Origin of the sequence: Streptomyces sp. NPDC087787 (genome assembly GCF_044743035.1) — a bacterium.
Classification (GTDB): domain Bacteria; phylum Actinomycetota; class Actinomycetes; order Streptomycetales; family Streptomycetaceae; genus Streptomyces.
In genome coordinates, this window is sequence record NZ_JBIUVQ010000011.1 from 176,031 (window position 1) to 198,993 (window position 22,963).

A 22,963-nucleotide genomic window follows, 5' to 3' on the forward strand; every position below is an offset into this window, starting at 1 on the left:
GGGCCCTTCGTAGGGATGGCCTGAACGACGCTGCGGCGGCAGCGTCACGGCGGCGGAACGGGGTGTGGAAGCGCACAGCGACTCACACCCCGTTCACGCGGCAGAATGCTCGGAACGGATCGAGGACAAGTCAAGGTCGATCAGGTCCGGGCACTATTTAAAGCAGGGGCGCTACGCGCGTAGAGCGGCCCCTTTCCCCAAGGAGAGTCGCCATCGACGCGTCCAGCAGCCCTCCGCTCACCGCCCAGCCGACCATCGCGGTAGAGCTCGCGGGCATCACCAAACGGTTCCCCGGGGTCGTGGCCAACCACGACATCCACCTGACCGTCCGCAAGGGAACCGTGCACGCCCTCGTCGGTGAGAACGGCGCCGGCAAGTCCACCCTGATGAAGATCCTCTACGGCATGCAGAAGCCGGACGAGGGCACCATCGCGATCGACGGCGAGCAGGTGAGCTTCGGCAGCCCCGCCGACGCCATCGCCCGCGGCATCGGCATGGTCCACCAGCACTTCATGCTGGCCGACAACATGACCGTGCTGGAGAACGTCGCCCTCGGCAGCGAGAAGCTGTACGGCATCGGCGGCGGCGCCCGCAGGAAGATCAAGGAGATCTCCGACCGCTACGGCCTCGGCGTCCGCCCCGACGCCCTGGTCGAGAACCTCGGCGTCGCCGACCGCCAGCGCGTGGAGATCCTCAAGGTCCTCTACCGCGGCGCCCGCACCCTCATCCTCGACGAGCCGACCGCCGTGCTCGTCCCGCAGGAGGTCGACGCGCTCTTCGACAACCTGCGCGAGCTCAAGGCCGAGGGCCTGTCGGTCATCTTCATCTCCCACAAGCTGGGCGAGGTCCTGTCGGTCGCGGACGACATCACCGTCATCCGCCGCGGCACCACCGTGGGCACGGCCGTCCCCGCCGAGACCACCTCGCGCCAGCTCGCCGAGATGATGGTCGGCAGCGAACTGCCCACCCCGGAGACCGCCGAGTCCACGGTCACCGACCGCGCGGTCCTCACCGTCGACAAGCTGCGCCTGGAGGCCGAGGGCGGCCGGGCCGTCCTCGACGACATCAGCTTCACCATCCGCGCCGGCGAGGTCCTCGGCCTCGCGGGCGTCGAGGGCAACGGCCAGACCGAGCTGATCGAGGCGCTCATCGGCCTGAAGTCCGCGGACTCCGGCACGATCAGCCTCGGCGACGACGACGTCACCTCCTGGCCCACCCGCAGGCGCCGCGAGTCCGGCGTCGGCTACATCCCCGAGGACCGCCACCGGCACGGGCTCCTGCTGGAGGCCCCGCTGTGGGAGAACCGCATCCTCGGCCACGTCACCGAGCGCCCCAACGCCAAGGGCTTCTGGCTCGACCCCAGGGGCGCCCAGGAGGACACCCGCCGGATCGTCGAGGAGTACGACGTCCGCACCCCCGGCATCGACGTCACCGCCGCCTCCCTGTCCGGCGGCAACCAGCAGAAGCTGATCGTCGGCCGTGAGATGAGCCACAGCCCCAAGTTCCTGATCGCCGCCCACCCCACCCGCGGTGTGGACGTCGGCGCGCAGGCCGCGATCTGGGACCACATCCGTGAGGCCCGCCGCGAGGGCCTGGCGGTGCTGCTGATCTCCGCCGACCTGGACGAGCTGATCGGTCTGTCCGACACCCTGCGGGTGATCTACAACGGCCGCCTGGTCGCCGACGCCGACCCCGCCACCATCACCCCCGAGCAGCTGGGCTCGGCCATGACGGGTGCCGCGTCCGGCCATCTGGAAGACACCGAAACCACCGCGGAAGACGCCGGTCCGGAGGACGAGGCCCGATGAAGAAGTTCGACAAGGAGCGCGTGCTCCTCGCGGTGGCCGGCCCGGTCATCGCGCTCGTCGCGGCGATCCTGCTGACCTCGGTCGTGCTGATCGCCTCGGGCAAGAGCCCGATCGAGCCGTACACGCTGATGCTCGAGCAGGCGTCGTACTCCGACGTCCAGGTGCTGATCATCAACCAGGCGTCGATGTACTACCTGGCGGCGCTCGCGGTGGCCGTCGGCTTCCGCATGAACCTGTTCAACATCGGCGTCGACGGCCAGTACCGGCTCGCCGCGATGATGACCGCCGTCGTCGGCGCCCACCTGGCGCTGCCGTCCTTCCTGCAGATACCGACGCTGCTGCTCGTCGGCATGCTCACCGGCGCCCTCTGGGCCGGTGTCGCGGGTCTGCTGAAGGTCACCCGGGGCGTGAGCGAGGTCGTCGCCACGATCATGCTCAACGCCATCGCCACCAGCCTCATCGGCTACCTCACCCTGAGCGACGTCTGGGGTGTGCAGGTCGGCAACAACATGACGACCGGCACCATGAAGGAGTCCGGCTGGGTCTCCGGCATCGACCTCGGCTCGGACGTCGGCCAGATCTACGGCCTGGTCTTCCTCGCCGTCGCCATGGGCGTCGTCTACTGGATCGTCCTCAACCGCACCCGCTTCGGCTTCGACCTGCGCGCCACCGGCGAGTCGGAGAGCGCCGCCGCCGCCTCCGGCGTGGACGCCAAGAAGATGGTGCTCACCGCCATGCTGATCTCCGGCGCGGTCGCGGGCCTGTCGGGCCTGCCGCTGCTGCTCGGCGACGCCCACACCTACAGCCTGAGCTTCCCGACCGGCCTCGGCTTCACCGGCATCACCATCGCCCTGCTCGGCCGCAACAACCCGGTCGGCATCGCCTTCGCCGCCCTCCTGATCGCCTTCCTCGACAAGGCCTCTCCCGCCCTCGACTACGCCACCCCCGTGGCGTACGAGAAGGAGATCGCCACCATCATGCAGGGCCTGATCGTCTTCGCGGTCGTCATCTCCTACGAGGCCGTTCGCCAGTGGGGCCTGCGCCGCCAGCAGAAGCAGGTCGGCGCCGAGCTCGCCGCGGCCGCCGCCCAGAACAACGTCCAGAAGAAGGAGGTGGCGGCCTGATGTCCACCGCGACCATCGCCAAGCCGCAGGCCAAACAGCCCGGCAAGGGCAGCCGCCGTGTCTCCCTCCCGGTACTCCTGCTGATCATCGCGGGTGTGCTGGTCCTGACCTCGGTCGTCCGCATCGTCACCGGCGCGCACGGCATCACCTCGACCGGCCAGATGTCCACCGCGCTGCGCCTTGCCGTCCCGATCGGCCTCGCCGGCCTCGGCGGTCTGTGGGCCGAGCGGTCCGGCGTCGTCAACATCGGCCTCGAGGGCATGATGATCCTCGGCACCTGGTTCGGTGCCTGGGCCGGCTACCAGTGGGGCCCGTGGGCCGGTGTCGTCTTCGGCATCATCGGCGGCGCGCTCGGTGCCGTCCTGCACGCCATCGCCACGGTGACCTTCAACGTCAACCACATCGTCTCCGGTGTGGCGATCAACATCCTGGCCCTCGGCACCACCCGCTACCTGTCGAAGTTCACCTTCGAGCACGCCCCCCAGGGCTCCTCGAAGCAGTCCCCGCCGATCGAGTCGCTCGGCACCTTCGACGTACCCGGCCTGTCCGGCTGGCTGGAGACCCTCAACGGCAAGCACTGGTTCCTGGTCTCCGACGTCGCCGGCCTGCTCGGCGGTCTGATCACCGGCCTGTCGCCGCTGACCGTCGTCGCGGTCGCCCTGGTGCCGCTGTCCTGGTGGGTGCTGTGGCGCACCGCCTTCGGGCTGCGCCTGCGCTCCTGCGGCGAGAACCCGGTGGCCGCCGAGTCGCTCGGCGTCAACGTCTACAAGTACAAGTACATCGCCGTGATCATCTCCGGCGGCTTCGCCGGCCTGGGCGGCGCGTTCCTGTCCATCGTGGCGTCGAACGTCTACCTCGACGGCCAGACCGCCGGCCGCGGTTACATCGGTCTCGCCGCGATGATCTTCGGCAACTGGATGCCGGGCGGCCTCGCCCTCGGCGCCGGCCTGTTCGGCTACACCGACAGCCTGAACCTGCGCGGCGGCACGACCAACGTGCACGCGCTGATCCTGCTGCTTGCGATCCTGCTGGTGTTCGGCGCGGCATACCTGTTCTGGAAGAAGAGGCTGGTGCCCGCCGTCATCACCGCCGTGGTCTCGGCGGGGATGTTCGCCTGGTACCTCGGCACCCACGAGGTGCCCAAGCAGGTCGTGACGGCCACGCCGTACATCGTCACCCTGCTGGTGCTGTCGCTCTCGGCACAGCACCTGCGGATGCCGAAGGCGGACGGTCAGCCGTACCGGAAGGGACAGGGCAAGTGAGCGCGGACACGACGGTCGACTGGGCGGCGCTGCGCCATCAGGCGCGCGCGGCGATGACCCGCGCGTACGTCCCCTACTCGAACTACCCGGTCGGCGCCGCCGCCCTGGCCGACGACGGCCGGATCGTCACCGGCTGCAACGTCGAGAACGCCTCCTACGGGCTCGGTCTGTGCGCCGAGTGCGGTCTGGTCTCGCAGCTCGCGAACACCGGGGGCGGTCGGCTGACACACTTCACGTGCGTGGACGGCAAGGGCGAGATCCTCGTCCCGTGCGGGCGCTGCCGCCAGCTGCTGTACGAGTTCGGCGGGCCGGAGCTGATCCTGGAGACCCCGGCGGGAATCCTGCCGCTGTCCGAGATGCTGCCGCAGGCCTTCGGGCCGGACCACCTCACCAAGTAGGACCCGGGCGGCTTTCCCGAACCCCTTGGGGCCGGGGAAGCCGCCCGTCCCCTTCGCACCCCGGAAGGAACCGAACCTCATGGCCATGGACGCCATCTCCGTCATCCGCACCAAGCGGGACCGCGGCGAACTCAGCGGCGAGCAGATCGACTGGGTGATCGACGCGTACACCCGCGGGGAGGTCGCCGACGAGCAGATGTCCGCGCTCGCGATGGCCATCCTCCTCAACGGCATGAACCGGGGGGAGATCGCCCGCTGGACCGCGGCGATGATCGCCTCCGGCGAGCGCATGGACTTCTCCTCCCTGTCCCGCCCCACCGCCGACAAGCACTCCACGGGCGGTGTCGGTGACAAGATCACGCTGCCGCTGGCCCCGCTGGTCGCGGCCTGCGGCGCGGCCGTCCCGCAGCTCTCGGGCCGCGGCCTCGGCCACACCGGCGGCACGCTGGACAAGCTGGAGTCGATCCCCGGCTGGCGTGCGCTGCTGTCCAACGAGGAGATGCTGTCCGTGCTGGACGGCGTCGGCGCGGTGATCTGCGCGGCGGGCGACGGCCTGGCCCCCGCGGACAAGAAGCTGTACGCCCTGCGCGATGTGACCGGCACGGTCGAGGCGATCCCGCTGATCGCCTCCTCCATCATGTCCAAGAAGATCGCCGAGGGCACGGGCTCGCTGGTCCTCGACGTGAAGGTGGGCAACGGCGCCTTCATGAAGACCCTCGACGACGCCCGTGAGCTGGCCTCCACGATGGTCGGCCTGGGCACCGACCACGGCGTGCGGACCGTCGCGCTCCTGACCGACATGTCGACCCCGCTCGGCCTGACGGCGGGCAACGCGCTGGAGGTCCGCGAGTCGGTCGAGGTCCTGGCCGGCGGCGGCCCGGCGGACGTGGTCGAGCTGACGCTGGCCCTGGCGCGCGAGATGCTGGACGCGGCCGGCCTGAAGGACGCGGACCCGGCGAAGGCCCTGGCCGACGGCTCCGCCATGGACGTCTGGCGCCGCATGATCGCGGCCCAGGGCGGCGACCCCGACGCCCCTCTGCCCACCTCCCGGGAACAGCACGTGATCACGGCCCCGTCCTCCGGCGTCCTGACCCGCCTCGACGCCTACGACATCGGTGTCGCCGCCTGGCGCCTGGGTGCCGGCCGTGCCCGCAAGGAGGACCCGGTCCAGGCGGGCGCGGGCGTCGAGCTGCACGCCAAGCCCGGCGACCTGGTGACCGAGGGCCAGCCCCTCCTGACCCTCCACACCGACACCCCCGAGCGCTTCGAGTACGCGCTCCAGTCGGTCGAGGGCTCGTACGACATCGCGGCCCCCGGCATGGACTTCACCGCCTCGCCGGTGGTGCTGGAACGAATCGCCTGACCTGCACTTTCCTCATTCGGGTGAACGGGACCGGCGGACCTCCGCCGGTCCCGTTCGGCATGCTGGGATCGGTGACGCACCGATAGGAGACGGCCATGAGCGCACTCACCGTCAGCCATGACCCCGAGCAGGGCTGGGACGACCCCCGTCCCACGGCGACGCTCTACGGTGAGCCGCAGGGGGCACGTATCGGGTACTTGCGTCAGTCGAGTACGGCGATGAGCTGAAGCTGCCCGAGCCGTTCAAACTGGTTCTCGACACCGGCAGTTCCCCTGCGTCTACGGACGTCACCCCAGCAGCGCCGCGACCACCACCAGCACCGGCACCGACAGGATCGTCGACAGCAGGATGGACTCGCGGGCCAGGGACTCGCCGACGCGGTAGCGGCTCGCGTAGGTGAACAGGTTCTGTGCGGCGGGCAGGGCCGAGGTCACCACCACTGCCAGCAGCGGCGCTCCGCTCAGACCGAAGACGCCCGCGGCCAGGGCCCAGGCCGCCAGTGGCTGGCCCACCGACTTCAGGGCGACGGCGAGCAGCACCAGGTGGCGGTCGCGGCCGCGGCCGGGGGCCGCGCTGCCGCGCAGGGAGATGCCGTAGGCCAGCAGGACGGCCGGGACCGACATGTTGCCGATCAGGGTGATCGGGTCCATGATCACGCCGGGCATCCGCAGGCCGGTCGCGGACACCAGGACCCCGCTCAGGGAGCCCACCGCGATCGGGTTGCGCAGCGGGGTGAGCAGGCGCCGCCACCGGGAGCCCTTCTCGCCCGTGCCGGAGAGATCCAGCACCGTCAGGGCGATGGGCGTGACCATGATCTGCTGGAACAGCAGCACCGGGGCCACCAGGGAGGCGTCGCCCAGGACGTACACGGCGATCGGGATGCCGAGGTTGCCGGAGTTGACATAGCTGGAGCACAGGGCGCCGATCGTGGTGCGGCCCACGCCCCAGCGGCGGACCGCGCCGAAGGCCACGAAGACGCACGCCGTCGCGGCCGTGCTCAGCGCCGTCACCAGCAGCCGGCTGGAGAAGATCACCGACAGGTCGGCCCGCGCGAGCGTCGTGAACAGCAGGGCGGGGGACGCCACGTGGAAGGCCAGCCTGGTCAGCACCTCACGACCCTGGTCGCCGAGGGAGCCGCGGCGCCCGATGACGTAGCCGACGCCGATCACGACCGCGATGACCGCGAACCCGCTCAGCACCCCCTGCACACGGCCTCCTCCACGGGCAGGAGGCCGTCGGGTATCCAGGGCGGTGCTGATCCGTGGGGCATACGGCCACCCTCGGGCGAGGGCGGCGAGCGGGTCAATGTGATCTCCGGCGGGCCTTTGGCCACGGTCCGCGATGAGTTGTGCCGGGCCGCACGGTCTACAGACCGTGGATGCCAGGACACCTGCCGTGCTCGTGCTCGCCGGCCCCGTCACCCGGGAGGAGGCGGCGGGGCTGTGCGCGGACGTGCGGGCCCTGCTGGAGGGCACCCGGGCCGAAGTCGTGGTGTGTGACGTCGGGGGGCTCGGACCGCCGGGGCTCGGCGTGGTCGACCTGCTGGCGCGGCTCCAGCTCACCGCCCGGCGGGCCGGAGGCCGCATCCGGCTGCGCGACCCCGATCCGGCGCTAGACGCCCTCCTCGGTCTGGCCGGCCTCTCCTTCGAGATGGAGCGGCAGCCCGAACAGCGGGAACCACCGCTGGGTGTCGAGGAAGCAGTGGAACCCGGTGATCCGGCCCTCTGACGTCTCCAGGACCTGCACCGCCCACGGGGTGAAGCCGCCCTTCTCCGGGTCCGGCTTGTACTGGGCGAAGCCCGGCATCCCGTTGGCCCGCACCGGCAGCAGCCGGGAGCCCGCACAGGCCGCGCCCAGCGTCGTCATGAAGCCCGTGATGTCCGAGGGGCCCGTCAGCCACAGGTCGAACGGCGGCATCGTCATCACCGCGTCCTCGTGCAGCAGCGCGGTCAACTCCGCCATGTCGTACCCCTCGAACGCCTTCACATAGCGTTCCAGGAGCCGTTGCTGGGCCTCGTCCAGCGGGTCCGACACGGCCGCCTCGGCGGCCTTGTCGCCCCGCTCGGCGAGCGTGGCGCGAGCCCGCTGCAGGGCGCTGTTGACCGAGGCGACCGACGTGCCCAGCAACTCGGCGACCTCGCTCGCCCGCCAGGCCAGCACCTCGCGCAGGATCAGCACGGCCCGCTGCTTGGGCGGCAGTTGCTGCAACGCGGCCATGAAGGCGAGCCGCACCGAGTCCTTGGTGACGGCCGCCTCCGCCGGATCCTCCACCGGAGGCAGCACCCGGGCGTCCGGCATCGGCTCCAGCCAGGTGTGGTCCGGGCGCGGGGACAGCGCGGCGCGGGCCAGTGGCGTGGACTCGGTCAGGTCCATCGGCCGGGCGCGCTTGTTGCCCGCCGCCAGCATGTCCAGGCAGACGTTCGTCGCGATGCGGTAGAGCCACGAGCGGAGGCTGGAGCGCCCCTCGAACCTGTCGTAGCCCCGCCAGGCCCGCACGAGCGTGTCCTGGACCGCGTCCTCCGCCTCGAAGGACGAGCCGAGCATGCGGTAGCAGTAACCGGTCAGCTCGACCCGGTACTCCTCCAGCCGCTCGTCGAGACCCGTCGTCGCCGTCGTGCCGTTTCCCATCGTCCACCCGCCCCTGTGGCCGTCCCGTTCGTGCCTGCGCGCGTCATCACGCCCAGCACTCCGGAAGCTACCGCAGCCCACTGACAACGGCCCCTGGAGCGAAAGAACCCGCAGGTCGGAGGTTGTGCGGCCATGAACCCGCAGCCCGGACACCGGCGTCCCGGACGGCCCTCGGGACGGTGGGCACACCAACGCTCCGACGGGGCGCACGACCCCGGCGGAGCCCGCCACGTCACCTTCGCCCATGGTGACGGCGCCGGAGCAGGCGAAGGCGCCGACACCGACCGCCGGCCTCCCCCCGACGGCTGCGTCGGCGCCGGGCGCCCGGCTCCCGCCCCGGCGCGGCCGAGAGGCCCGGCGCCCACCTGGCCCAGCCGCCCCGCTCCCGGCGTGGCCGAGCACTCCGGTCCGCGGTGCGATGTGCCGTTACGCCGGCACCGGCTCCCGCCGCGTCGCGACCCTGGCCGCCCGGGACCCGAGCACCGTGATGGTCACGACGCCGAGGACGGCCAGCACGCCGACCCCGGCCGTTCCCGGCCAGCCCTGTGCGTGGAAGGCCATGGCGCCCACCGTGCTGCCCACGCTGGAGCCCACGTAGTAGGCGGACTGGTAGAGCGCCGAGGCCTGCGCGCGGCCGTGCGTCGCCGTCCGGCTGACCGCCGAGGAGGCGACCGCGTGTCCGGCGAAGAAGCCCGCGGTGATCAGGACCAGGCCCAGCAGCACCAGCGCGACCGAGTCCACGAGGGACACCAGCAGACCCGCCGCCGTCGTGGCGCCCGCCAGGTACAGGGCGCCCCTGCGGCCCAGGCGGCCCACCAGCCGCCCCGCCGTCGACGCGGACACCGTGCCCACCAGGTACACCAGGAAGATCGAACCGACGATGCCCTGCGGCAGGGAGAACGGCGCCTCGGTCAGGCGGTAGCCGATCGCCGTGTAGACCCCGCCGAACACCGTCATGAACAGCGCGCCGATCGCGTACAGGCGGCGCAGCAGCGGATCGGCGAGGTGGTCGCGGACCGAGCGCGCCAGCACCCGCGGGCGCAGCGAGCCCGCCCTGAAGTGCCGGGGCGCCGGAAGCAGCAGGCGGAAGGCCACCGCGCAGCCCACCGCGATCAGTCCGATCACCCCGACGGCCACCCGCCAGCCCCACTCCTGGGCGACCCAGCCGGTGATGACCCGGCCGCTCATGCCGCCCACGCTGTTGCCGGCCACGAACAGGCCGATCGCCGTGACCAGCGCCCGCGGCCGGACCTCCTCCGCCAGATACGCCTGCGCCGAGGCGGGCAGCCCCGCGAGGGCCGCGCCCTGCAGCGCCCGCAGCACCACCAGCGCGCCCAGCGACGGGGCGAACGGCACCAGCAGCCCGACGACCACCGCGACCGCCAGCGAGGCCGTCATGACCGTACGCCGTCCGAAACGCTCCGACAGGGCGCTCGCGGGAAGCACGAACAGCGCCAGGCCGCCCGTCGCGGCGGCCACCGTCCAGCTCGCGTCGCCCGCCGCCACATGGAACTCGCCGGAGATCAGCGGCAGCAGGGCCTGGGTGGAGTACAGCAGCGCGAAGGTGGCGACACCCGCGAGGAAGAGGGCGAGGCTCATCCGGCGGTAGCCGGGGCCGCCCGGTGTCATACGGGAGTCGGAGTCGGGGACTGAGGCGACGGCGCCCATGATCGTGGGCGCCCCGGTATCGGCGGGAGTCATGCGTCGACCGTAAGAAGGCCCGTACTCATCCGTCCAATGCATGGACTCGGCATAATCGTTCCCATGGTGCATCAGCCGAGGTCGCAGCCGCGTCTGTCACAGACCGGTGACACAGAAGACATCGTCGCGTTGCTGGCGCCCCGCCTCGCGCACTTCGCCGGCGTGGCCCGCACCGAGCACGTCACGCGGGCCGCGCAGGAGATGCGGGTCCCGCAGTCCACGCTCTCGCGGGCCATGGTCCGGCTGGAACAGGACCTCGGCGTCGACCTCTTCGCCCGCCGGGGCCGCACGGTCTCCCTGACCCCCGCGGGCCGCACCTTCCTGACCTCCGTACAACGCGCCCTCGCCGAGATCGAGCGCGCCGCCGAGGAGGTGCGCGCGGACGCCGACCCGGCCACCGGCAAGGTCGCCTTCGGATTCCTGCACACCATGGGCGCCGAGACCGTACCCGGCCTCATCCACGCCTTCCGTGCCGACCACCCCCGTGTGCGCTTCAGCCTGGTGCAGAACTACGGCGAGGCCATGCTGGAGGGACTGCGGGCGGGCGAGCTCGACCTCTGCCTGACGTCCCCCGTGCCGGACGCCCCCGATCTGGTCGCCCGCCGCCTCGACGAGCAGAAGCTGCGTCTGGTCGTCCCCGCCGAGCACCGGCTCGCCGCCCGCCGCCGTATCCGCCTGGCCGAGGCCGCCGAGGAGTCGTTCGTGACCCTGGAGCCCGGCTACGGCCTGCGCCGCATCACCGACGCCCTGTGCCGGGAGGCCGGCTTCAAGCCGCGCGTCGCCTTCGAGGGCGAGGAGGCCGAGACCCTGCGAGGACTGGTCGCGGCGGGCCTCGGGGTCGCCCTTCTGCCCCCGCCGGCCTTCCCCCGCCCCGGAGTCGCCGAACTGACGGTGACGGCGCCGCGCGCGGTGCGGGAGATCGGCGTGGCATGGCTGGAGGGCCACCCGGACACGCCGCCGGTGGCGGCGTTCAAGAAGTTCCTCCTCGCCAAACGCGGCAGACTGCTGCCCGCCTGAGGGCGAGCCGCCTCCCCTCCGCGGGCGGGCTGCCGCCCACCTGGACGGCGGACTGCTCGCCACCGACGGCGAGTTGCTCCCCACCGGCGGCCGGCGGCCCTACCGCCGCAGTGTCCTCCCGAACCCGGCCGCCAGCGGCATCCGCAACCCCAGCGGCGGCGGCGCCGCCAGCGCGTCCTCGACCGGCCGTGAGAACACCCGCCCGAACAGCGAGCCCATGACGAAGTCGGTGGTGAGCGCGAGGACTTCGTCCCGGTACTGACGCAACCCGTGCCCGTCGGCGTGCACTTCGAACCGGCATACGTCCCGGTTCGCCTTCTTCGCCCGCTCCGCGAACCGGAACGACAGCTCGGGGTCGGTCCGTTCGTCGTTCGTGCCGTGCACGATCAGTACCTGGCGCCCGGCGAGCTGCCTGACCGGTTCGGGGGAGGCCGCCATGTCGTCCTCGGGCAGCCAAGGAGCCAGGGCCACCACGGAGTTGACGGCCTCGTGCCCGGCCGCGTGCAGCGCGGCGCGGCCGCCCATGCCGGGACCGGCCAGGCAGACCGGCACGTCCCCGTAGCGCCGCACGACCTCCTCGACCGCCCAGGCGGCGTCGGCGGCCGCGTGTGCCTCGGCGCCGTTCCAGCCGCGGTAGCGGTAGTGCACCACGTGCACGGCCAGGTCCTCCTCGCGCCCGGCGCGGGCCAGCCGGCGCCCCAGCGCACGCAGCGAGGCGGCCGCCAGCACCGGCGAGGGTCTGCGGATGGACACCTCCTGGGCGTCCGGGAGCAGCAGCACCGCTCCGCCCACCGCCGCCGGCTCCGTGCCGAGCGTCCTCCCCAGCCGGGCCGTGCGAACCGGCGTCGCTTGGTGTGCCATGTCAGAACAGTGTCAGAAACACCGCTGCACGCCACCCGTCCGGGCGGTCACCGTTACATATCGACGGTTGTGTACACACGTGATCTACGCGCGTAGGAGTTACAGTGCGGAAATGACGAGCCAGACTGCGCATCAGGGGAACACCCCGAGCTCGGACCAGATCCGCCGGGCGCCCAAGGTTCTGCTCCACGACCACCTCGACGGCGGGCTCCGCCCGGGAACCGTCGTCGACCTGGCCCGCGCGTCGGGCTATGCGCACCTTCCCGAGACCGACCCGGACAAGCTCGGCCTGTGGTTCCGTGAGGCCGCCGACTCCGGCTCGCTGGAAAGGTACTTGGAGACGTTCTCGCACACCGTCGGCGTGATGCAGACCCGTGACGCCCTCGTCCGGGTCGCCCGCGAGTGCGCCGAGGACCTGGCAGAGGACGGCGTCGTCTACGCCGAGGTGCGCTACGCCCCCGAGCAGCACCTGGAGGGCGGGCTGAGCCTGGAGGAGGTCGTCGAGGCCGTCAACGAGGGCTTCCGCGAGGGCGAGCGGACCGCCCTGGAGAACGGTCACCGCATCCGGGTCGGCGTGCTGCTGACCGCGATGCGGCACGCGGCCCGCGCCCTGGAGATCGCCGAACTCGCCAACCGCTACCGGGACTCGGGCGTGGTGGGCTTCGACATCGCGGGCGCCGAGGCCGGCTACCCGCCCACCCGGCACCTGGACGCCTTCGAGTATCTGAAGCGGGAGAACAACCACTTCACGATCCACGCCGGCGAGGCCTTCGGGCTGCCGTCCATCTGGCAGGCGCTCCAGTGGTGCGGCGCGGACCGCCTGGGCCACGGCGTGCGCATCATCGACGACATCCAGGTCCACGAGGACGGCACGGTCGAACTGGGGCGGCTGGCCTCCTACGTCCGCGACAAGCGCATCCCGCTGGAGCTGTGCCCCAGTTCCAACCTCCAGACCGGGGCGGCGTCCTCGTACGCGGAGCATCCGATCGGGCTGCTGCGCCGGCTCCACTTCAGGACCACTGTCAACACGGACAACCGTCTCATGTCCCACACCAGCATGAGCCGGGAGTTCGAGCGGCTGGTCGAGGCATTCGGATACACGCTCGACGACATGCAATGGTTCTCTGTCAATGGGATGAAATCAGCATTCATCCCTTTCGATGAACGGCTGGCGATGATCAATGACGTGATCAAGCCCGGCTATGCGGCGCTGAAATCCGAATGGCTGTTTCAGCAGACCGCGTCCACCAGGGGTTTCTCTTCCCTGGGAGAGTGATCGGCGGATACGGGAACACCGCCGGGGCGCATATTCCGTCCGTATTTCGATGTTTGCGGAAGGCGGCTCGGCGTGTTTACGGTCGTGGACCGCTCAGTTCCCTGTCTTCCACCCAAGGACGCGTTTTCATGAAGCAGTCTGCCGCCAAGTCCCTCGGTGTCGTCGCCCTCGGGGCCGCCTTCGCCGCCTTCGCCGCCGTCGGCGCGGGCGCCGCGAACGCCGCGCCGGCCGTTCCGGACGCCGGCCAGGCACTCGGCACCGTCGGCAAGGCGCTCCCGACGGAGAACGTCACCAAGTCGCTGCCCGGGGCCGGCCAGGCGCTGGACCAGGCCAAGCCCGCGATGCAGTCGGGTCTCGCGGCCGCGCAGCCGGCCGCCCAGGGCCTGCTCCAGAACGGCCCGGCCAAGCCGGTCGCCGGTCTGCTCGGCGGCCTGCCGGTGCAGGGCCTGCCCACTCACGGCCTGCCGCTGAACGGGCTGCCGCTGGGCTGAGCCCCGGGGCCTCTTGCCGACCCCTCACCGCGGACACACCGGCACGGCTGAGGCGCACCTCCTGGTTCCAGGGTGCGCCCCAGCCGTGCCGTCGTGTCCGCGGATGCGGTGCTCACCACGCGCTGCCGGCCGTCTCCTCGGAGGGCAGCAGGATCCACAGCGCGATGTAGACCAGGAACTGCGGGCCCGGCAGCAGGCAGGACAGCAGGAAGAGCACGCGCATCGTCGTCGCGGAGGTGCCGAAGCGCCGTGCCAGCGCAGCGCACACTCCGCCGATCACGCGGCCGTGGGTCGGGCGGGCGAGGGCGGTCATCACGTCTCCTTCGTGGTCTGTCGGTGCGGGGCCTCCCAGTCGGCCGGCCCTGGTTCCACGCTACGGAGACGAAGGCGGCAGAGCGTCGCTCCACGGGGCGAGGCCGACCCTGGGAATCGTCGGGGTGCGCCCCTGAGGCGGGTCCTCCCGGCGGGGGGCGGTCCGGTCCCCGCGCTCTGCCCCGCGGCGGAGGCGGGAGCGGCCGGCGGGGACGACCGCGAGGTGGGCGAGCGCCACGCCCACGGTGTTCAGCAGGACCGTGTCGACATCCACCACCCGGCCCGGCACGCCGGTCTGCAGCAGGGCGATGCCCAGCGAGACCAGGGCACCGGCGGCGACCGTGCGGATCAGCGAGCCGACCGGGGAGACATGGAGGCTGCCGTGTGTCATCGGCAGCAGTACGCCCAGCGGCCCGAGCAGCGCCAGTCCCTCGCCGATGCGCCGGGCCGCTTGGGGCCAGCCCAGCGCCAGGTCGGCCCGGACGGTGGCGAGCGGACGCAGATTGGGCGGCGTCACCCAGGGGACGTCCAGCGGACGCAGCGTGAGCCAGGCGACGAGCGCGAGGTGGGCGACGAGGAGGACACCCCCGGTCACGCGGACGTGGATCGCGGCGCTGCCGCGGTTGGAGCCTTGACGCTGCACGCCACCCAAGACGCAACCCCCGGCACGATCGGTTCCGGTCGGACACCCCAGTGACAGGTGAGTGCTGCGCCACACCCGTCGCCACACCCGTCGCCGCGCCCGTCGCCACACGTGGCGCCACACCCGTGCCCCGCCCCCGCGTGTCACGCGCGGTGGCGTCCTGGTGCGCCGCACCGGGCGCCGCCCCCGGGCGCCGCACGCGGTGCCTTTCCCGTGCCGGGCGTGGTGCCCCGTACCGGTGCTGTCGCCGCGCGCCGCCTCTCCCGTCAGCCGTCCGCCACCGGGGCCGACGGGGGCAGGCCGGTGCCCGGGCGGGAGCGGAGTTCTGCGGTGCACTCGTAGCGGCGCAGGGCCGTCTCGTCCGGGCCGCCGAGGACGACGGAGCCGTCTCCCTCGGCGGCGGCCGAGTCGGACAGGGTGCACACGATCTGGGCGAGGGCGTACGGGGCGAGGCCGGCCGGCGCGCTGCTCAGCCGGAGCGTGTCGGCGGGGTCACGGGGGCGGGGTCCCTCGACCCTCAGTCCGCCCGGGACGTGCGTGGTGTACCCGGCCGCCTTCTCGCCGGGCGACGGCGGCGTGGCGAGCTGGTCGAGCAGCCCCTGGGCCACGATCACCCGCCGCCGCGCGTCCGCGGTGCTCTCCGGCACCCGTACCGTACGGTCGACGGTCACCAGCGACGAGCCGCACAGCAGGAACACCTGGACGGGCACGCCGCGCGAGGACTGGGTGGCCAGGTCGGGCTGGGACAGCGAGCAGGGCACGCGGGAGGGCGCGCCGCCGAAGTCCGTGGGCACCTCGGTGGGCCGGATCCCGCACCCGGCGAGCAGCAGGCCGAGGGCGGTCAGCGCCGCCGGAAGGAGTCGGCGCGCGTTCATCGGGCGGCCCCGTTCGAGCCGTTGTCCTCGTCCTGCCCGTGCTCGGTACGCTCCGCGGCGAGCGCGGAGGCGTCCCGCGGCAGCCGCAGCGTGAACACCGCACCGCCCTCGGGCGAGTTGGCCGCGGTGATGCCACCGCCGTGGATGTGCGCGTTGTTCAGGGCGATGGACAGCCCGAGGCCGCTGCCCTCGGAGCGGGGCCGGGACGCGCTCGCCTTGTAGAAGCGGTCGAAGACGTGCGGCAGCACGTCCTCGGGGATGCCCGGCCCGTGGTCGCGCACCTCGATGACGATCTCGGCGGGCCGCTCCGCCTCCGCGGCCGACTCGCGCACCGACACCCGCACCGGCGAGCCGCCGTGCTTGAGCGCGTTGCCGATGAGGTTGGCGAGGATGACGTCCAGACGGCGCGGGTCGAGCTGGGCGTGGATGCCGCGCTCGGCGTCCAGTTCGACGGCGTCCAGCCAGGCGCGGGCGTCGATGCAGGCGGTGATCAGGTCGGCGATGTCGACGTCGTCCAGGACCAGCCGGGCCGTGCCCGCGTCGAAGCGGGTGACCTCCATCAGGTTCTCGACCAGGTCGTTCAGCCGCCGGGTCTCGCTGACGACGAGCCGCACGGCCGGCTCGATCATCGGGTCGATGCCACCGCCCTCGAATTCCAGTTCCTCCTCGAGGACCTCCGTGACGGCGGTGATGGCGGTCAGCGGCGTACGCAGCTCATGGCTCATGTCCGCGACGAAGCGGCGGGAGGACTCGTCGCGGGCCGCCATGTCGGCGACCCGTTTCTCCAGCGCCTCGGCCGCCTTGTTGAACGTCCGGGAGAGATCGGCGAGTTCGTCGGTGCCGGACACCCGCAGCCGGGTGTCGAGCTTGCCCTCGCCGAGCCGGCGCGCGGCGACTCCCAGCCGGTGCACCGGCTTCAGCACCGTCGTGGCGGCGGCCTGGGCGAGCAGGGCGGCGCCGATGAGGGCCATGCCGGTGGCGATGCCCAGGGACCAGGCGAGCGAGTTGAGGTCCTTGGCCTCCGGCTCCAGCGACTTGAGCATGTAGCCGGTCGGACCGCCGCCGATCACCCGCGTGCCGGCCACCAGATAAGGGGTGCCGTGCATGACGATCCGCTGCCAGTACAGGTGGTACGGCGCCTTGTTGGCCGAGGAGAGCGGCTGCTGCCTGTTCACCGCGGTGCGCAGCGAGAGGGGCACGTCCTGCAGCGAGAAGCCGTTCAGCCCGCCGGAGTTGCCGTACAGCGTCCGGCCGGTCGCGTCCTGGCCGACGAGCAGCACGCTGAACCGCTGGCTGCTGCCGGCCATCTGCCCCGCGGTGTGCTGGAGCTGGTCCTGCGTGGTGTGCACCGGCAGCGCGCCCGCGCGGTTCTGCACCTCCTGCTGGAAGTCGCGCAGCGCCGCGTCCTGGGCGCGGGTGAGCACCGCCTCGCGGTTCAGCCAGTACGCGATCCCGGACGCCGACACCGCCGCGGTCAGCGCCACCAGCGCGAAGACGACGACCAGCCGCAGTCGCAGACTGGTGAACCGGAGCCGGGACAGCGTCCCCCTGTTGCGATCCGAGGCCCAGTCGCCGAGCCCGCCCTGCTCATCGGTCACTGAGGCGCGTCCAGGCGGTAACCGACGCCGCGCACGGTACGGATCAGCGTCGGGGACGAGGGCACGTCCTCCACCTTGGCGCGCAGCCGCTGCACGCAGGCGTCCACGAGCCGCGAGTCACCGAGGTAGTCGTGCTCCCACACCAGCCGCAGCAACTGCTGCCGGGACAGCGCCTGCCCGGGCCGGCGGCTCAGCTCCAGCAGCAGTCTCAGCTCGGTCGGGGTGAGCTGGAGGTCCTCGCCGTTCTTCGTCACGGTCATCGCCGCGCGGTCGATGACGAGGCTGCCGAAGGTCGCCGCGTCGTTCGCCTCCCGCTCGCCGCGCCGCAGCACGGCCCGGATCCGGGCGTCCAGCACCCGCCCCTGCACGGGCTTGACCACGTAGTCGTCGGCGCCGGACTCCAGCCCGACCACCACGTCGATGTCGTCGCTGCGCGCGGTGAGCAGAATGATCGGCAGCTGGTCCGTGCGGCGGATGCGCCGGCACACCTCGAACCCGTCGATGCCGGGCAGCATCACGTCCAGCACGATCAGGTCCGGCCGCTGCTCGCGCAGCAGCTTCAGACCGTCCTCGCCGCTGGCAGCGGTGGCCACCCGGTGTCCCTGGCGCGTCAGTGAGAGCTCCAGGGCCGTTCGGATGGCGTCGTCGTCCTCGATCAGCAACAGGGAAGGCACGGTCCTCATTCTGGCCCATGCGGGGTCGCTGTTTCGACACCCGCACGGCACCCGTACCGCGACCTGCGCGCGGTAACGGGCTCCCGACCCCTGTGACAGGTCTGTGACAGTCGGCGGACATGGTCATGAAGTGACCACGGCAAGCTTTTCGGCACGGGGCAAGGAAGCAGGACGGAACACCGGGACTCCACGACGGGGGGCGCAAATGAACACACTGCACAGCACCAGCCAGAGCGCAGTGGTCACGCGTCTGCACGATGTGGCCCGGTCTCCGGAGAAGTCCGGTGCCGTGAGCGGGCGGGGGTGCGCTCGCGGCACCGGGCGTCAGCACACCGCGCATGCGCCACAGGGGCTTCAGCCCCGCATGACGGTGGTTGACGCGAACACGGGGGAAGCACACGGGGGAACCGCGTACGGGGAGGGCTCGGGGGAGCGCCGCACGCTGTCGGAGACCGTGGATGCCGAAGCGGCGTTCACCGCCTACGTCCAGGAGCGCCGCGCCTCCCTGTACGCAACCGCCTACCACCTGACCGGCGACCGCTTCGAGGCCGAGGACCTGCTGCAGAGCGCGCTGTTCTCGACCTACCGGGCGTGGGACCGGATCAGTGACAAGGCGGCCGTCGGCGGATACCTCCGCCGCACCATGACCAATCTGCACATCAGCGCCTGGCGGCGCCGCAAGCTCAACGAGTACCCGACCGAGGAACTGCCGGAGACGCCCGGCGACACGGACGCCATGCGCGGCACCGAGCTGCGCACCGTCCTGTGGCAGGCGCTGGCCCGGCTGCCCGAGCTCCAGCGCACCATGCTGGTCCTGCGTTACTACGAGGGCCGTACGGACCCGGAGATCGCGGCCATCCTCGGCATCAGCGTCGGCACGGTGAAGTCCAGCATCTGGCGGTCCCTGCGCCGGCTGCGCGAGGACGAGGTCCTCAGCTTCGGCCGTGACTGTGAGGAGTCCTTCGGCGAACTGGTCGCCTGACACGACCGAAGGGCGGGGGGAACGGGGGAAGGGGAAAGCGGGGGAATCCCGGGGGGAACACGGGGCTCGGGGGAGCCACGGGGGACCGGGAACACGGGGGAAGTGGGGAAACGGGGGAAAGCACGGGGGAACCCACGGGGGAAAGTGGGGGAGCACCAAGGGAGCGGGGCTGGAGGACCGGGGGGTCTGTCCAGTCCCGCTTTCGTGTCCCGCTTCCGGGCATGTGCGCACGCGCGTTGACGCGCGAGGGGGCGCACCAGGGGCGTACGAGACGCGTACGCCCCTCTGCCGTAGGCCGGTTGAGCCGTACGCCGGTCAGGCGGCCGTCCGTGTCTGCGCCTGCCGTCCCGCCGCCGCGGCGGCCAGCCGGCCGAGGGCCTCGTCCCGGTCGCAGGCGTGCGCGCCCAGCATGATCTGACGGGCCACGATCGACCGTTCGGCGCGCATGAGCCGCCAGCCGCGGCGGATCAGGAACGGCACCGACTTGCGACCCTCCTTCAGATCCCGCACGAAGCGCCGCCGGAACGTGGTGACCGGTCCGCGGTTCAGGCACAGCGCGTCGGCCAGGACGCCGAGTTCACGGCAGCGCCCCACGATCTCGGCGGCGAAGATGCCCTCCGCGATGAACAGCGGGGTGCGGCCGATGTGCAGCGTGTCCTCGCCGGTGCGGGCGCTCAGCGAGATGTCGTACACCGGCACGCTCGTGGTGCCCGTCGCGCACAGCCGGCTGATCGCCGCGACCGCGACGTCCGCGTCCCACGAGCCGGGGTGGTCCCAGTCGATGTCCGAACTCCCCGCCACCAGCGGCAGCGTCGGGTCGCCGGCCTCCTTGTAGAAGTCGTCGAGGCGCAGTACGGGCAGTCCGGCGCGGGCGGCGACCAGGGACTTGCCCGAGCCCGAAGGGCCGCACAGCAGTACGACACGGGCGGGAGGCGGAGGATGAAGGCTCACGGAACACCAGTTTGACGCATGGTGGCGCGCCTGCCGACCCCGCGGGTCGGCTTTGGAACGTGGGTTACGTCTCAACTACCCTGTGCCCCGTTCTCGTTACCCACCGCATCCGTAAGGCGGCACCAGTCATGGCTCGACACGCGTCCTCACCTCGTCCCACCGCCCGCCGTGCCCTGGTCGCCGTCGTTACCGCCGGGGCCGCCCTGGGCGTGGGCGCGACGACGGCCTCGGCGGAGATCCTCCCGGGCGGGGGCGAGGGGCGCCTGCTCGGCTCTCTCGGGCAGGCCGACGCGCAGTCGGGTGTGCAGGCGGTGGCCGGCACGGTCGGTCACACCACCGGGACCGTCACGGCCCTCAAGCCCAACCCGCTCGCGGGCACCGGCGTCGACCCGCTCGACAACGGGGTCGGCACCCAGGTCGCCGACTTCCAGCCGGTCGGCTCGAAGATGGTCACCGGCCCGGTGGCCCAGGCCCCGTCGGTGGGCGCCGTGCCGGTCGTCGGTCAGTTGCTCGGGTCGGTGCGCTGAGCCGAGCGCACTCCGCGCACACGGAGAGCCGCGCCTCCCCCGGACGGAGGGGAGGCGCGGCTCTCGCCCGTCCGGGGCGCGTGCGGCACCCCGGACGGCTCAGTAGGACGAGCCGGAGGCGCCCAGGGAGCCCGTCGGGTGCCAGACCGTCTTGGTCTCCAGGAAGGCCGTCATGCGGTCCGTGCCCGGTGTCGCCGACCAGTTGTCCACAGGCTGTGGACGAAGGACGCGCTTGAGGTTGTCCGCCGCCGCGACCTCCAGTTCCCTCGCCAGCTCCGCGTCGGCGCCCGCGAGGTCGATCGCGTTGACGTCCTGGTGCGCGGCGAGCGGCGCGGCGATCTCCGCCGTACGGCCGGACAGGACGTTCACGACACCGCCCGGCAGGTCGGAGGTGGCCAGCACCTCGCCGAGGGAGAGCGCCGGGAGCGGGGACTTCTCGCTCGCGACCACCACCGCCGTGTTGCCGGTCGCGATCACCGGGGCGATCACCGAGACCAGGCCCAGGAACGACGACTCCTGCGGGGCCAGGACGGTCACCACGCCGGTCGGCTCGGGGGAGGAGAGGTTGAAGTACGGGCCCGCCACCGGGTTGCCGCCGCCCACCACCTGGGCGATCTTGTCGGTCCAGCCCGCGTACCAGACCCAGCGGTCGATCGCCGCGTCGACCTGCGCGGCCGCCCTGGCCTTGGACAGGCCTTCGGCCTCGGCGACCTCGCGGACGAACTGCTCACGGCGGCCCTCCAGCATCTCGGCGATGCGGTAGAGGATCTGGCCCCGGTTGTACGCGGTCGCGCCGGACCACGCCCCGAACGCCTTGCGCGCGGCCACGACCGCGTCACGGGCGTCCTTGCGGGACGACTGCGGAACGTTCGCCAGCCAGTTGCCCTTGGAGTCGCTCACCTCGTACACCCGGCCGCTCTCGGAACGCGGGAACTTGCCGCCCACGTACAGCTTGTAGGTCTTGAGGACCGAAAGCCGCGGTTCGGTCGTCGCCCCGGACTTCACTGACTTCTCGGAGTTCTCAGACATCGAGGTACGCCTCCAGGCCGTGCCGGCCGCCCTCGCGGCCGAAGCCCGACTCCTTGTAGCCGCCGAACGGCGAGGTCGGATCGAACTTGTTGAACGTGTTGGACCAGACGACACCGGCGCGCAGCTTGCTCGCCACCGCCAGGATCCGGGAGCCCTTCTCCGTCCAGATGCCCGCGGACAGCCCGTACGGGGTGTTGTTGGCCTTGGCGACGGCCTCGTCCGGGGTGCGGAAGGTGAGGACGGAGAGCACCGGGCCGAAGATCTCGTCACGGGCGATGGTGTGCGCCTGGGTGACGCCGGTGAACAGCGTCGGCGCGAACCAGTAGCCGCTCTCGGGAAGTTCGCAGGCGGGCGACCAGCGCTCGGCGCCCTCCGCCTCGCCCTTGTCGGCGAGCGCGGTGATCCGGGCCAGCTGCTCGGCGGAGTTGATCGCGCCGATGTCGGTGTTCTTGTCGAGCGGATCGCCCAGGCGCAGGGTGGAGAGCCTGCGCTTGAGGGAGTCCAGCAGCTCGTCGTGGATCGACTCCTGCACCAGCAGCCGCGAGCCCGCGCAGCAGACCTGGCCCTGGTTGAAGAAGATGCCGTTGACGATGCCCTCGACGGCCTGGTCGATCGGCGCGTCGTCGAAGACGATGTTGGCGCCCTTGCCGCCCAGTTCGAGGGTGAGCTTCTTGTCCGTGCCCGCGACCGTGCGCGCGATCGCCTTGCCGACGGCCGTGGAGCCGGTGAAGGCGACCTTGTTCACGTCCGGGTGCGCCACCAGCGCGGCGCCCGCGTCGCCGTAGCCGGGAAGGATGTTGACGACACCCTTCGGCAGGCCGGCCTGGCGGCAGATGTCCGCGAAGAACAGCGCGGACAGCGGGGTGGTCTCGGCGGGCTTGAGGACCACCGTGTTGCCGGTCGCCAGCGCCGGGGCGATCTTCCACGCCAGCATCAGCAGCGGGAAGTTCCACGGGATGACCTGGCCGGCCACGCCCAGCGGCTTCGGGGACGGCCCGAAGCCCGCGTGGCCGAGCTTGTCGGCCCAGCCGGCGTAGTAGAAGAAGTACGCGGCCACCAGGGGCAGGTCCGCGTCCCGCGTCTCCCTGATCGGCTTGCCGTTGTCCAGCGTCTCCAGGACCGCCAGCTCACGGCTGCGCTCCTGGATGATGCGGGCGATGCGGAACAGGTACTTGGCGCGCTCGGAGCCGGGCAGCGCCGACCACTTCACGAAGGCTGTGCGGGCCGCCTTCACCGCGCGGTCCACGTCCGCCTCGCCGGCCTGGGCGACCTCGGACAGCACCTCCTCGGTGCTGGGGGAGACCGTCTTGAAGACCTTGCCGTCGGCCGCCTCGGCGAACTCGCCGTCGATGAACAGGCCGTAGGACGGCGCGATGTCGACGATCGAGCGGGACTCGGGCGCCGGTGCGTATTCGAAGGGGGAAATCTGGTTTTCCATGTTCA

Annotated in this window: 24 protein-coding genes; 12 read left to right on the top strand and 12 right to left on the bottom strand. The window is 71.8% G+C overall.

The genetic code is table 11. From position 1 onward, the window contains the following. Nucleotides 1-212: 212 nt before the first annotated feature. The 6 genes from ACIOWN_RS19300 (at nucleotide 213) to ACIOWN_RS19325 (ending at nucleotide 6,182) form a co-directional block, all read left to right on the top strand. Entirely contained in the window at nucleotides 213-1,808 is a 1,596-nt protein-coding gene (locus tag ACIOWN_RS19300; protein WP_362346661.1) for an ABC transporter ATP-binding protein, read from the top strand. Next, entirely contained in the window at nucleotides 1,805-2,932 is a 1,128-nt protein-coding gene (locus ACIOWN_RS19305; protein ID WP_362346420.1) for an ABC transporter permease, read from the top strand. Before ACIOWN_RS19300 ends, ACIOWN_RS19305 begins: the two co-directional genes overlap by 4 nt. Further along, nucleotides 2,932-4,194 (top strand): ABC transporter permease, encoded by a 1,263-nt coding sequence (locus ACIOWN_RS19310; RefSeq protein WP_362346418.1) that lies wholly within the window; start codon nucleotides 2,932-2,934, stop codon nucleotides 4,192-4,194. Before ACIOWN_RS19305 ends, ACIOWN_RS19310 begins: the two co-directional genes overlap by 1 nt. Continuing rightward, complete coding sequence (locus ACIOWN_RS19315) at nucleotides 4,191-4,592, top strand: cytidine deaminase (RefSeq protein WP_362346416.1); 402 nt, start codon at nucleotides 4,191-4,193, stop codon at nucleotides 4,590-4,592. Before ACIOWN_RS19310 ends, ACIOWN_RS19315 begins: the two co-directional genes overlap by 4 nt. A 79-nt stretch (nucleotides 4,593-4,671) precedes the next feature. Beyond that, entirely contained in the window at nucleotides 4,672-5,955 is a 1,284-nt protein-coding gene (locus ACIOWN_RS19320) for a thymidine phosphorylase (RefSeq protein ID WP_401982867.1), read from the top strand. A gap of 95 nt (nucleotides 5,956-6,050) precedes the next feature. Beyond that, entirely contained in the window at nucleotides 6,051-6,182 is a 132-nt protein-coding gene (locus ACIOWN_RS19325) for a hypothetical protein (RefSeq protein WP_401982869.1), read from the top strand. Between the two features lie 60 nt (nucleotides 6,183-6,242). Here ACIOWN_RS19325 and ACIOWN_RS19330 read toward each other — a convergent pair whose 3' ends face one another. After that, nucleotides 6,243-7,163 (bottom strand): AEC family transporter, encoded by a 921-nt coding sequence (locus tag ACIOWN_RS19330; protein WP_362346413.1) that lies wholly within the window; start codon nucleotides 7,161-7,163, stop codon nucleotides 6,243-6,245. 133 nt (nucleotides 7,164-7,296) lie between these two features. Here ACIOWN_RS19330 and ACIOWN_RS19335 point away from each other — a divergent pair, with 133 nt between their 5' ends. Then, nucleotides 7,297-7,683, top strand: a complete 387-nt coding sequence (locus ACIOWN_RS19335; RefSeq protein WP_362346411.1) for an STAS domain-containing protein — start codon at nucleotides 7,297-7,299, stop codon at nucleotides 7,681-7,683. Here the strand turns inward: ACIOWN_RS19335 and ACIOWN_RS19340 are convergent. Both ACIOWN_RS19340 and ACIOWN_RS19345 read right to left on the bottom strand, forming a co-directional pair. After that, nucleotides 7,567-8,583 (bottom strand): sigma-70 family RNA polymerase sigma factor, encoded by a 1,017-nt coding sequence (locus tag ACIOWN_RS19340; protein WP_362346409.1) that lies wholly within the window; start codon nucleotides 8,581-8,583, stop codon nucleotides 7,567-7,569. The two genes, ACIOWN_RS19335 and ACIOWN_RS19340, sit on opposite strands and share 117 nt — an antisense overlap. 426 nt (nucleotides 8,584-9,009) lie before the next feature. Then, complete coding sequence (locus ACIOWN_RS19345; RefSeq protein WP_362346408.1) at nucleotides 9,010-10,284, bottom strand: MFS transporter; 1,275 nt, start codon at nucleotides 10,282-10,284, stop codon at nucleotides 9,010-9,012. 63 nt (nucleotides 10,285-10,347) lie between these two features. On the opposite strand from ACIOWN_RS19345, the gene ACIOWN_RS19350 reads away from it, so the two are divergent. Further along, nucleotides 10,348-11,301 (top strand): LysR substrate-binding domain-containing protein, encoded by a 954-nt coding sequence (locus ACIOWN_RS19350; RefSeq protein ID WP_362346406.1) that lies wholly within the window; start codon nucleotides 10,348-10,350, stop codon nucleotides 11,299-11,301. Nucleotides 11,302-11,400: 99 nt separating this feature from the next. Here the strand turns inward: ACIOWN_RS19350 and ACIOWN_RS19355 are convergent, their stop codons facing one another. Continuing rightward, nucleotides 11,401-12,162 (bottom strand): alpha/beta hydrolase, encoded by a 762-nt coding sequence (locus ACIOWN_RS19355; RefSeq protein ID WP_362346404.1) that lies wholly within the window; start codon nucleotides 12,160-12,162, stop codon nucleotides 11,401-11,403. A gap of 112 nt (nucleotides 12,163-12,274) precedes the next feature. Between ACIOWN_RS19355 and ACIOWN_RS19360 the strand changes: the two genes are divergently transcribed. Beyond that, nucleotides 12,275-13,438, top strand: a complete 1,164-nt coding sequence (locus ACIOWN_RS19360; protein ID WP_362346403.1) for an adenosine deaminase — start codon at nucleotides 12,275-12,277, stop codon at nucleotides 13,436-13,438. A 128-nt stretch (nucleotides 13,439-13,566) separates the two neighbouring features. Beyond that, nucleotides 13,567-13,929 (top strand): ATP-binding protein, encoded by a 363-nt coding sequence (locus ACIOWN_RS19365; protein ID WP_362346401.1) that lies wholly within the window; start codon nucleotides 13,567-13,569, stop codon nucleotides 13,927-13,929. Nucleotides 13,930-14,041: 112 nt separating this feature from the next. On the opposite strand, the gene ACIOWN_RS19370 is transcribed toward ACIOWN_RS19365, so the two are convergent. The 5 genes from ACIOWN_RS19370 to afsQ1 all read right to left on the bottom strand — a co-directional run bounded on the left by ACIOWN_RS19370 (nucleotide 14,042) and on the right by afsQ1 (nucleotide 18,031). Further along, a complete protein-coding gene (locus ACIOWN_RS19370) occupies nucleotides 14,042-14,242 on the bottom strand; it encodes a PspC domain-containing protein (protein ID WP_362346399.1) in 201 nt (66 codons plus the stop codon). 60 nt (nucleotides 14,243-14,302) lie between these two features. Then, the gene (locus ACIOWN_RS19375; protein ID WP_362346397.1) at nucleotides 14,303-14,884 is read right to left on the bottom strand and encodes a VanZ family protein; all 582 of its coding nucleotides are present in this window, start codon (nucleotides 14,882-14,884) and stop codon (nucleotides 14,303-14,305) included. A gap of 266 nt (nucleotides 14,885-15,150) precedes the next feature. Continuing rightward, nucleotides 15,151-15,759, bottom strand: coding sequence for a hypothetical protein (locus ACIOWN_RS19380; protein WP_362346395.1), 609 nt, complete (start codon nucleotides 15,757-15,759; stop codon nucleotides 15,151-15,153). Continuing rightward, nucleotides 15,756-17,357: a HAMP domain-containing sensor histidine kinase gene (locus ACIOWN_RS19385; RefSeq protein WP_362346393.1), complete on the bottom strand. Its 1,602-nt coding sequence runs from the start codon at nucleotides 17,355-17,357 to the stop codon at nucleotides 15,756-15,758. Before ACIOWN_RS19385 ends, ACIOWN_RS19380 begins: the two co-directional genes overlap by 4 nt. After that, the gene (gene afsQ1, locus ACIOWN_RS19390; RefSeq protein ID WP_100569907.1) at nucleotides 17,354-18,031 is read right to left on the bottom strand and encodes a two-component system response regulator AfsQ1; all 678 of its coding nucleotides are present in this window, start codon (nucleotides 18,029-18,031) and stop codon (nucleotides 17,354-17,356) included. The genes ACIOWN_RS19385 and afsQ1 overlap by 4 nt, the downstream gene beginning before the upstream one ends. A gap of 205 nt (nucleotides 18,032-18,236) precedes the next feature. Here afsQ1 and ACIOWN_RS19395 point away from each other — a divergent pair, with 205 nt between their 5' ends. Continuing rightward, nucleotides 18,237-19,013, top strand: a complete 777-nt coding sequence (locus ACIOWN_RS19395; RefSeq protein WP_362346391.1) for a SigE family RNA polymerase sigma factor — start codon at nucleotides 18,237-18,239, stop codon at nucleotides 19,011-19,013. Nucleotides 19,014-19,328: 315 nt separating this feature from the next. On the opposite strand, the gene ACIOWN_RS19400 is transcribed toward ACIOWN_RS19395, so the two are convergent. Then, the gene (locus ACIOWN_RS19400) at nucleotides 19,329-19,964 is read right to left on the bottom strand and encodes a uridine kinase (protein ID WP_362346390.1); all 636 of its coding nucleotides are present in this window, start codon (nucleotides 19,962-19,964) and stop codon (nucleotides 19,329-19,331) included. Nucleotides 19,965-20,092: 128 nt separating this feature from the next. Here ACIOWN_RS19400 and ACIOWN_RS19405 point away from each other — a divergent pair, with 128 nt between their 5' ends. Next, nucleotides 20,093-20,491 (top strand): hypothetical protein, encoded by a 399-nt coding sequence (locus tag ACIOWN_RS19405; protein WP_362346388.1) that lies wholly within the window; start codon nucleotides 20,093-20,095, stop codon nucleotides 20,489-20,491. Between the two features lie 99 nt (nucleotides 20,492-20,590). Here the strand turns inward: ACIOWN_RS19405 and ACIOWN_RS19410 are convergent, their stop codons facing one another. Beyond that, a complete protein-coding gene (locus ACIOWN_RS19410; RefSeq protein ID WP_362346386.1) occupies nucleotides 20,591-21,520 on the bottom strand; it encodes an aldehyde dehydrogenase family protein in 930 nt (309 codons plus the stop codon). Continuing rightward, nucleotides 21,513-22,958, bottom strand: coding sequence for an aldehyde dehydrogenase family protein (locus ACIOWN_RS19415; protein WP_401982875.1), 1,446 nt, complete (start codon nucleotides 22,956-22,958; stop codon nucleotides 21,513-21,515). Before ACIOWN_RS19415 ends, ACIOWN_RS19410 begins: the two co-directional genes overlap by 8 nt. Nucleotides 22,959-22,963: the final 5 nt, after the last annotated feature.

Bases quoted from the DNA above. Each gene is read 5' to 3' on its own strand.
- ACIOWN_RS19365 (WP_362346401.1), top strand. From the start codon at position 13,567: ATGAAGCAGTCTGCCGCCAAGTCCCTCGGTGTCGTCGCCCTCGGGGCC.
- ACIOWN_RS19350 (WP_362346406.1), top strand. From the start codon at position 10,348: ATGGTGCATCAGCCGAGGTCGCAGCCGCGTCTGTCACAGACCGGTGAC.
- ACIOWN_RS19320 (WP_401982867.1), top strand. From the start codon at position 4,672: ATGGCCATGGACGCCATCTCCGTCATCCGCACCAAGCGGGACCGCGGC.
- ACIOWN_RS19395 (WP_362346391.1), top strand. From the start codon at position 18,237: ATGAACACACTGCACAGCACCAGCCAGAGCGCAGTGGTCACGCGTCTG.
- ACIOWN_RS19325 (WP_401982869.1), top strand. From the start codon at position 6,051: ATGAGCGCACTCACCGTCAGCCATGACCCCGAGCAGGGCTGGGACGAC.
- ACIOWN_RS19370 (WP_362346399.1), bottom strand. From the start codon at position 14,242: ATGACCGCCCTCGCCCGCCCGACCCACGGCCGCGTGATCGGCGGAGTG.
- ACIOWN_RS19340 (WP_362346409.1), bottom strand. From the start codon at position 8,583: ATGGGAAACGGCACGACGGCGACGACGGGTCTCGACGAGCGGCTGGAG.
- ACIOWN_RS19335 (WP_362346411.1), top strand. From the start codon at position 7,297: ATGAGTTGTGCCGGGCCGCACGGTCTACAGACCGTGGATGCCAGGACA.
- ACIOWN_RS19415 (WP_401982875.1), bottom strand. From the start codon at position 22,958: ATGGAAAACCAGATTTCCCCCTTCGAATACGCACCGGCGCCCGAGTCC.
- ACIOWN_RS19310 (WP_362346418.1), top strand. From the start codon at position 2,932: ATGTCCACCGCGACCATCGCCAAGCCGCAGGCCAAACAGCCCGGCAAG.
- ACIOWN_RS19355 (WP_362346404.1), bottom strand. From the start codon at position 12,162: ATGGCACACCAAGCGACGCCGGTTCGCACGGCCCGGCTGGGGAGGACG.
- ACIOWN_RS19380 (WP_362346395.1), bottom strand. From the start codon at position 15,759: ATGAACGCGCGCCGACTCCTTCCGGCGGCGCTGACCGCCCTCGGCCTG.
- ACIOWN_RS19360 (WP_362346403.1), top strand. From the start codon at position 12,275: ATGACGAGCCAGACTGCGCATCAGGGGAACACCCCGAGCTCGGACCAG.
- ACIOWN_RS19305 (WP_362346420.1), top strand. From the start codon at position 1,805: ATGAAGAAGTTCGACAAGGAGCGCGTGCTCCTCGCGGTGGCCGGCCCG.
- ACIOWN_RS19410 (WP_362346386.1), bottom strand. From the start codon at position 21,520: ATGTCTGAGAACTCCGAGAAGTCAGTGAAGTCCGGGGCGACGACCGAA.
- ACIOWN_RS19345 (WP_362346408.1), bottom strand. From the start codon at position 10,284: ATGACTCCCGCCGATACCGGGGCGCCCACGATCATGGGCGCCGTCGCC.
- ACIOWN_RS19405 (WP_362346388.1), top strand. From the start codon at position 20,093: ATGGCTCGACACGCGTCCTCACCTCGTCCCACCGCCCGCCGTGCCCTG.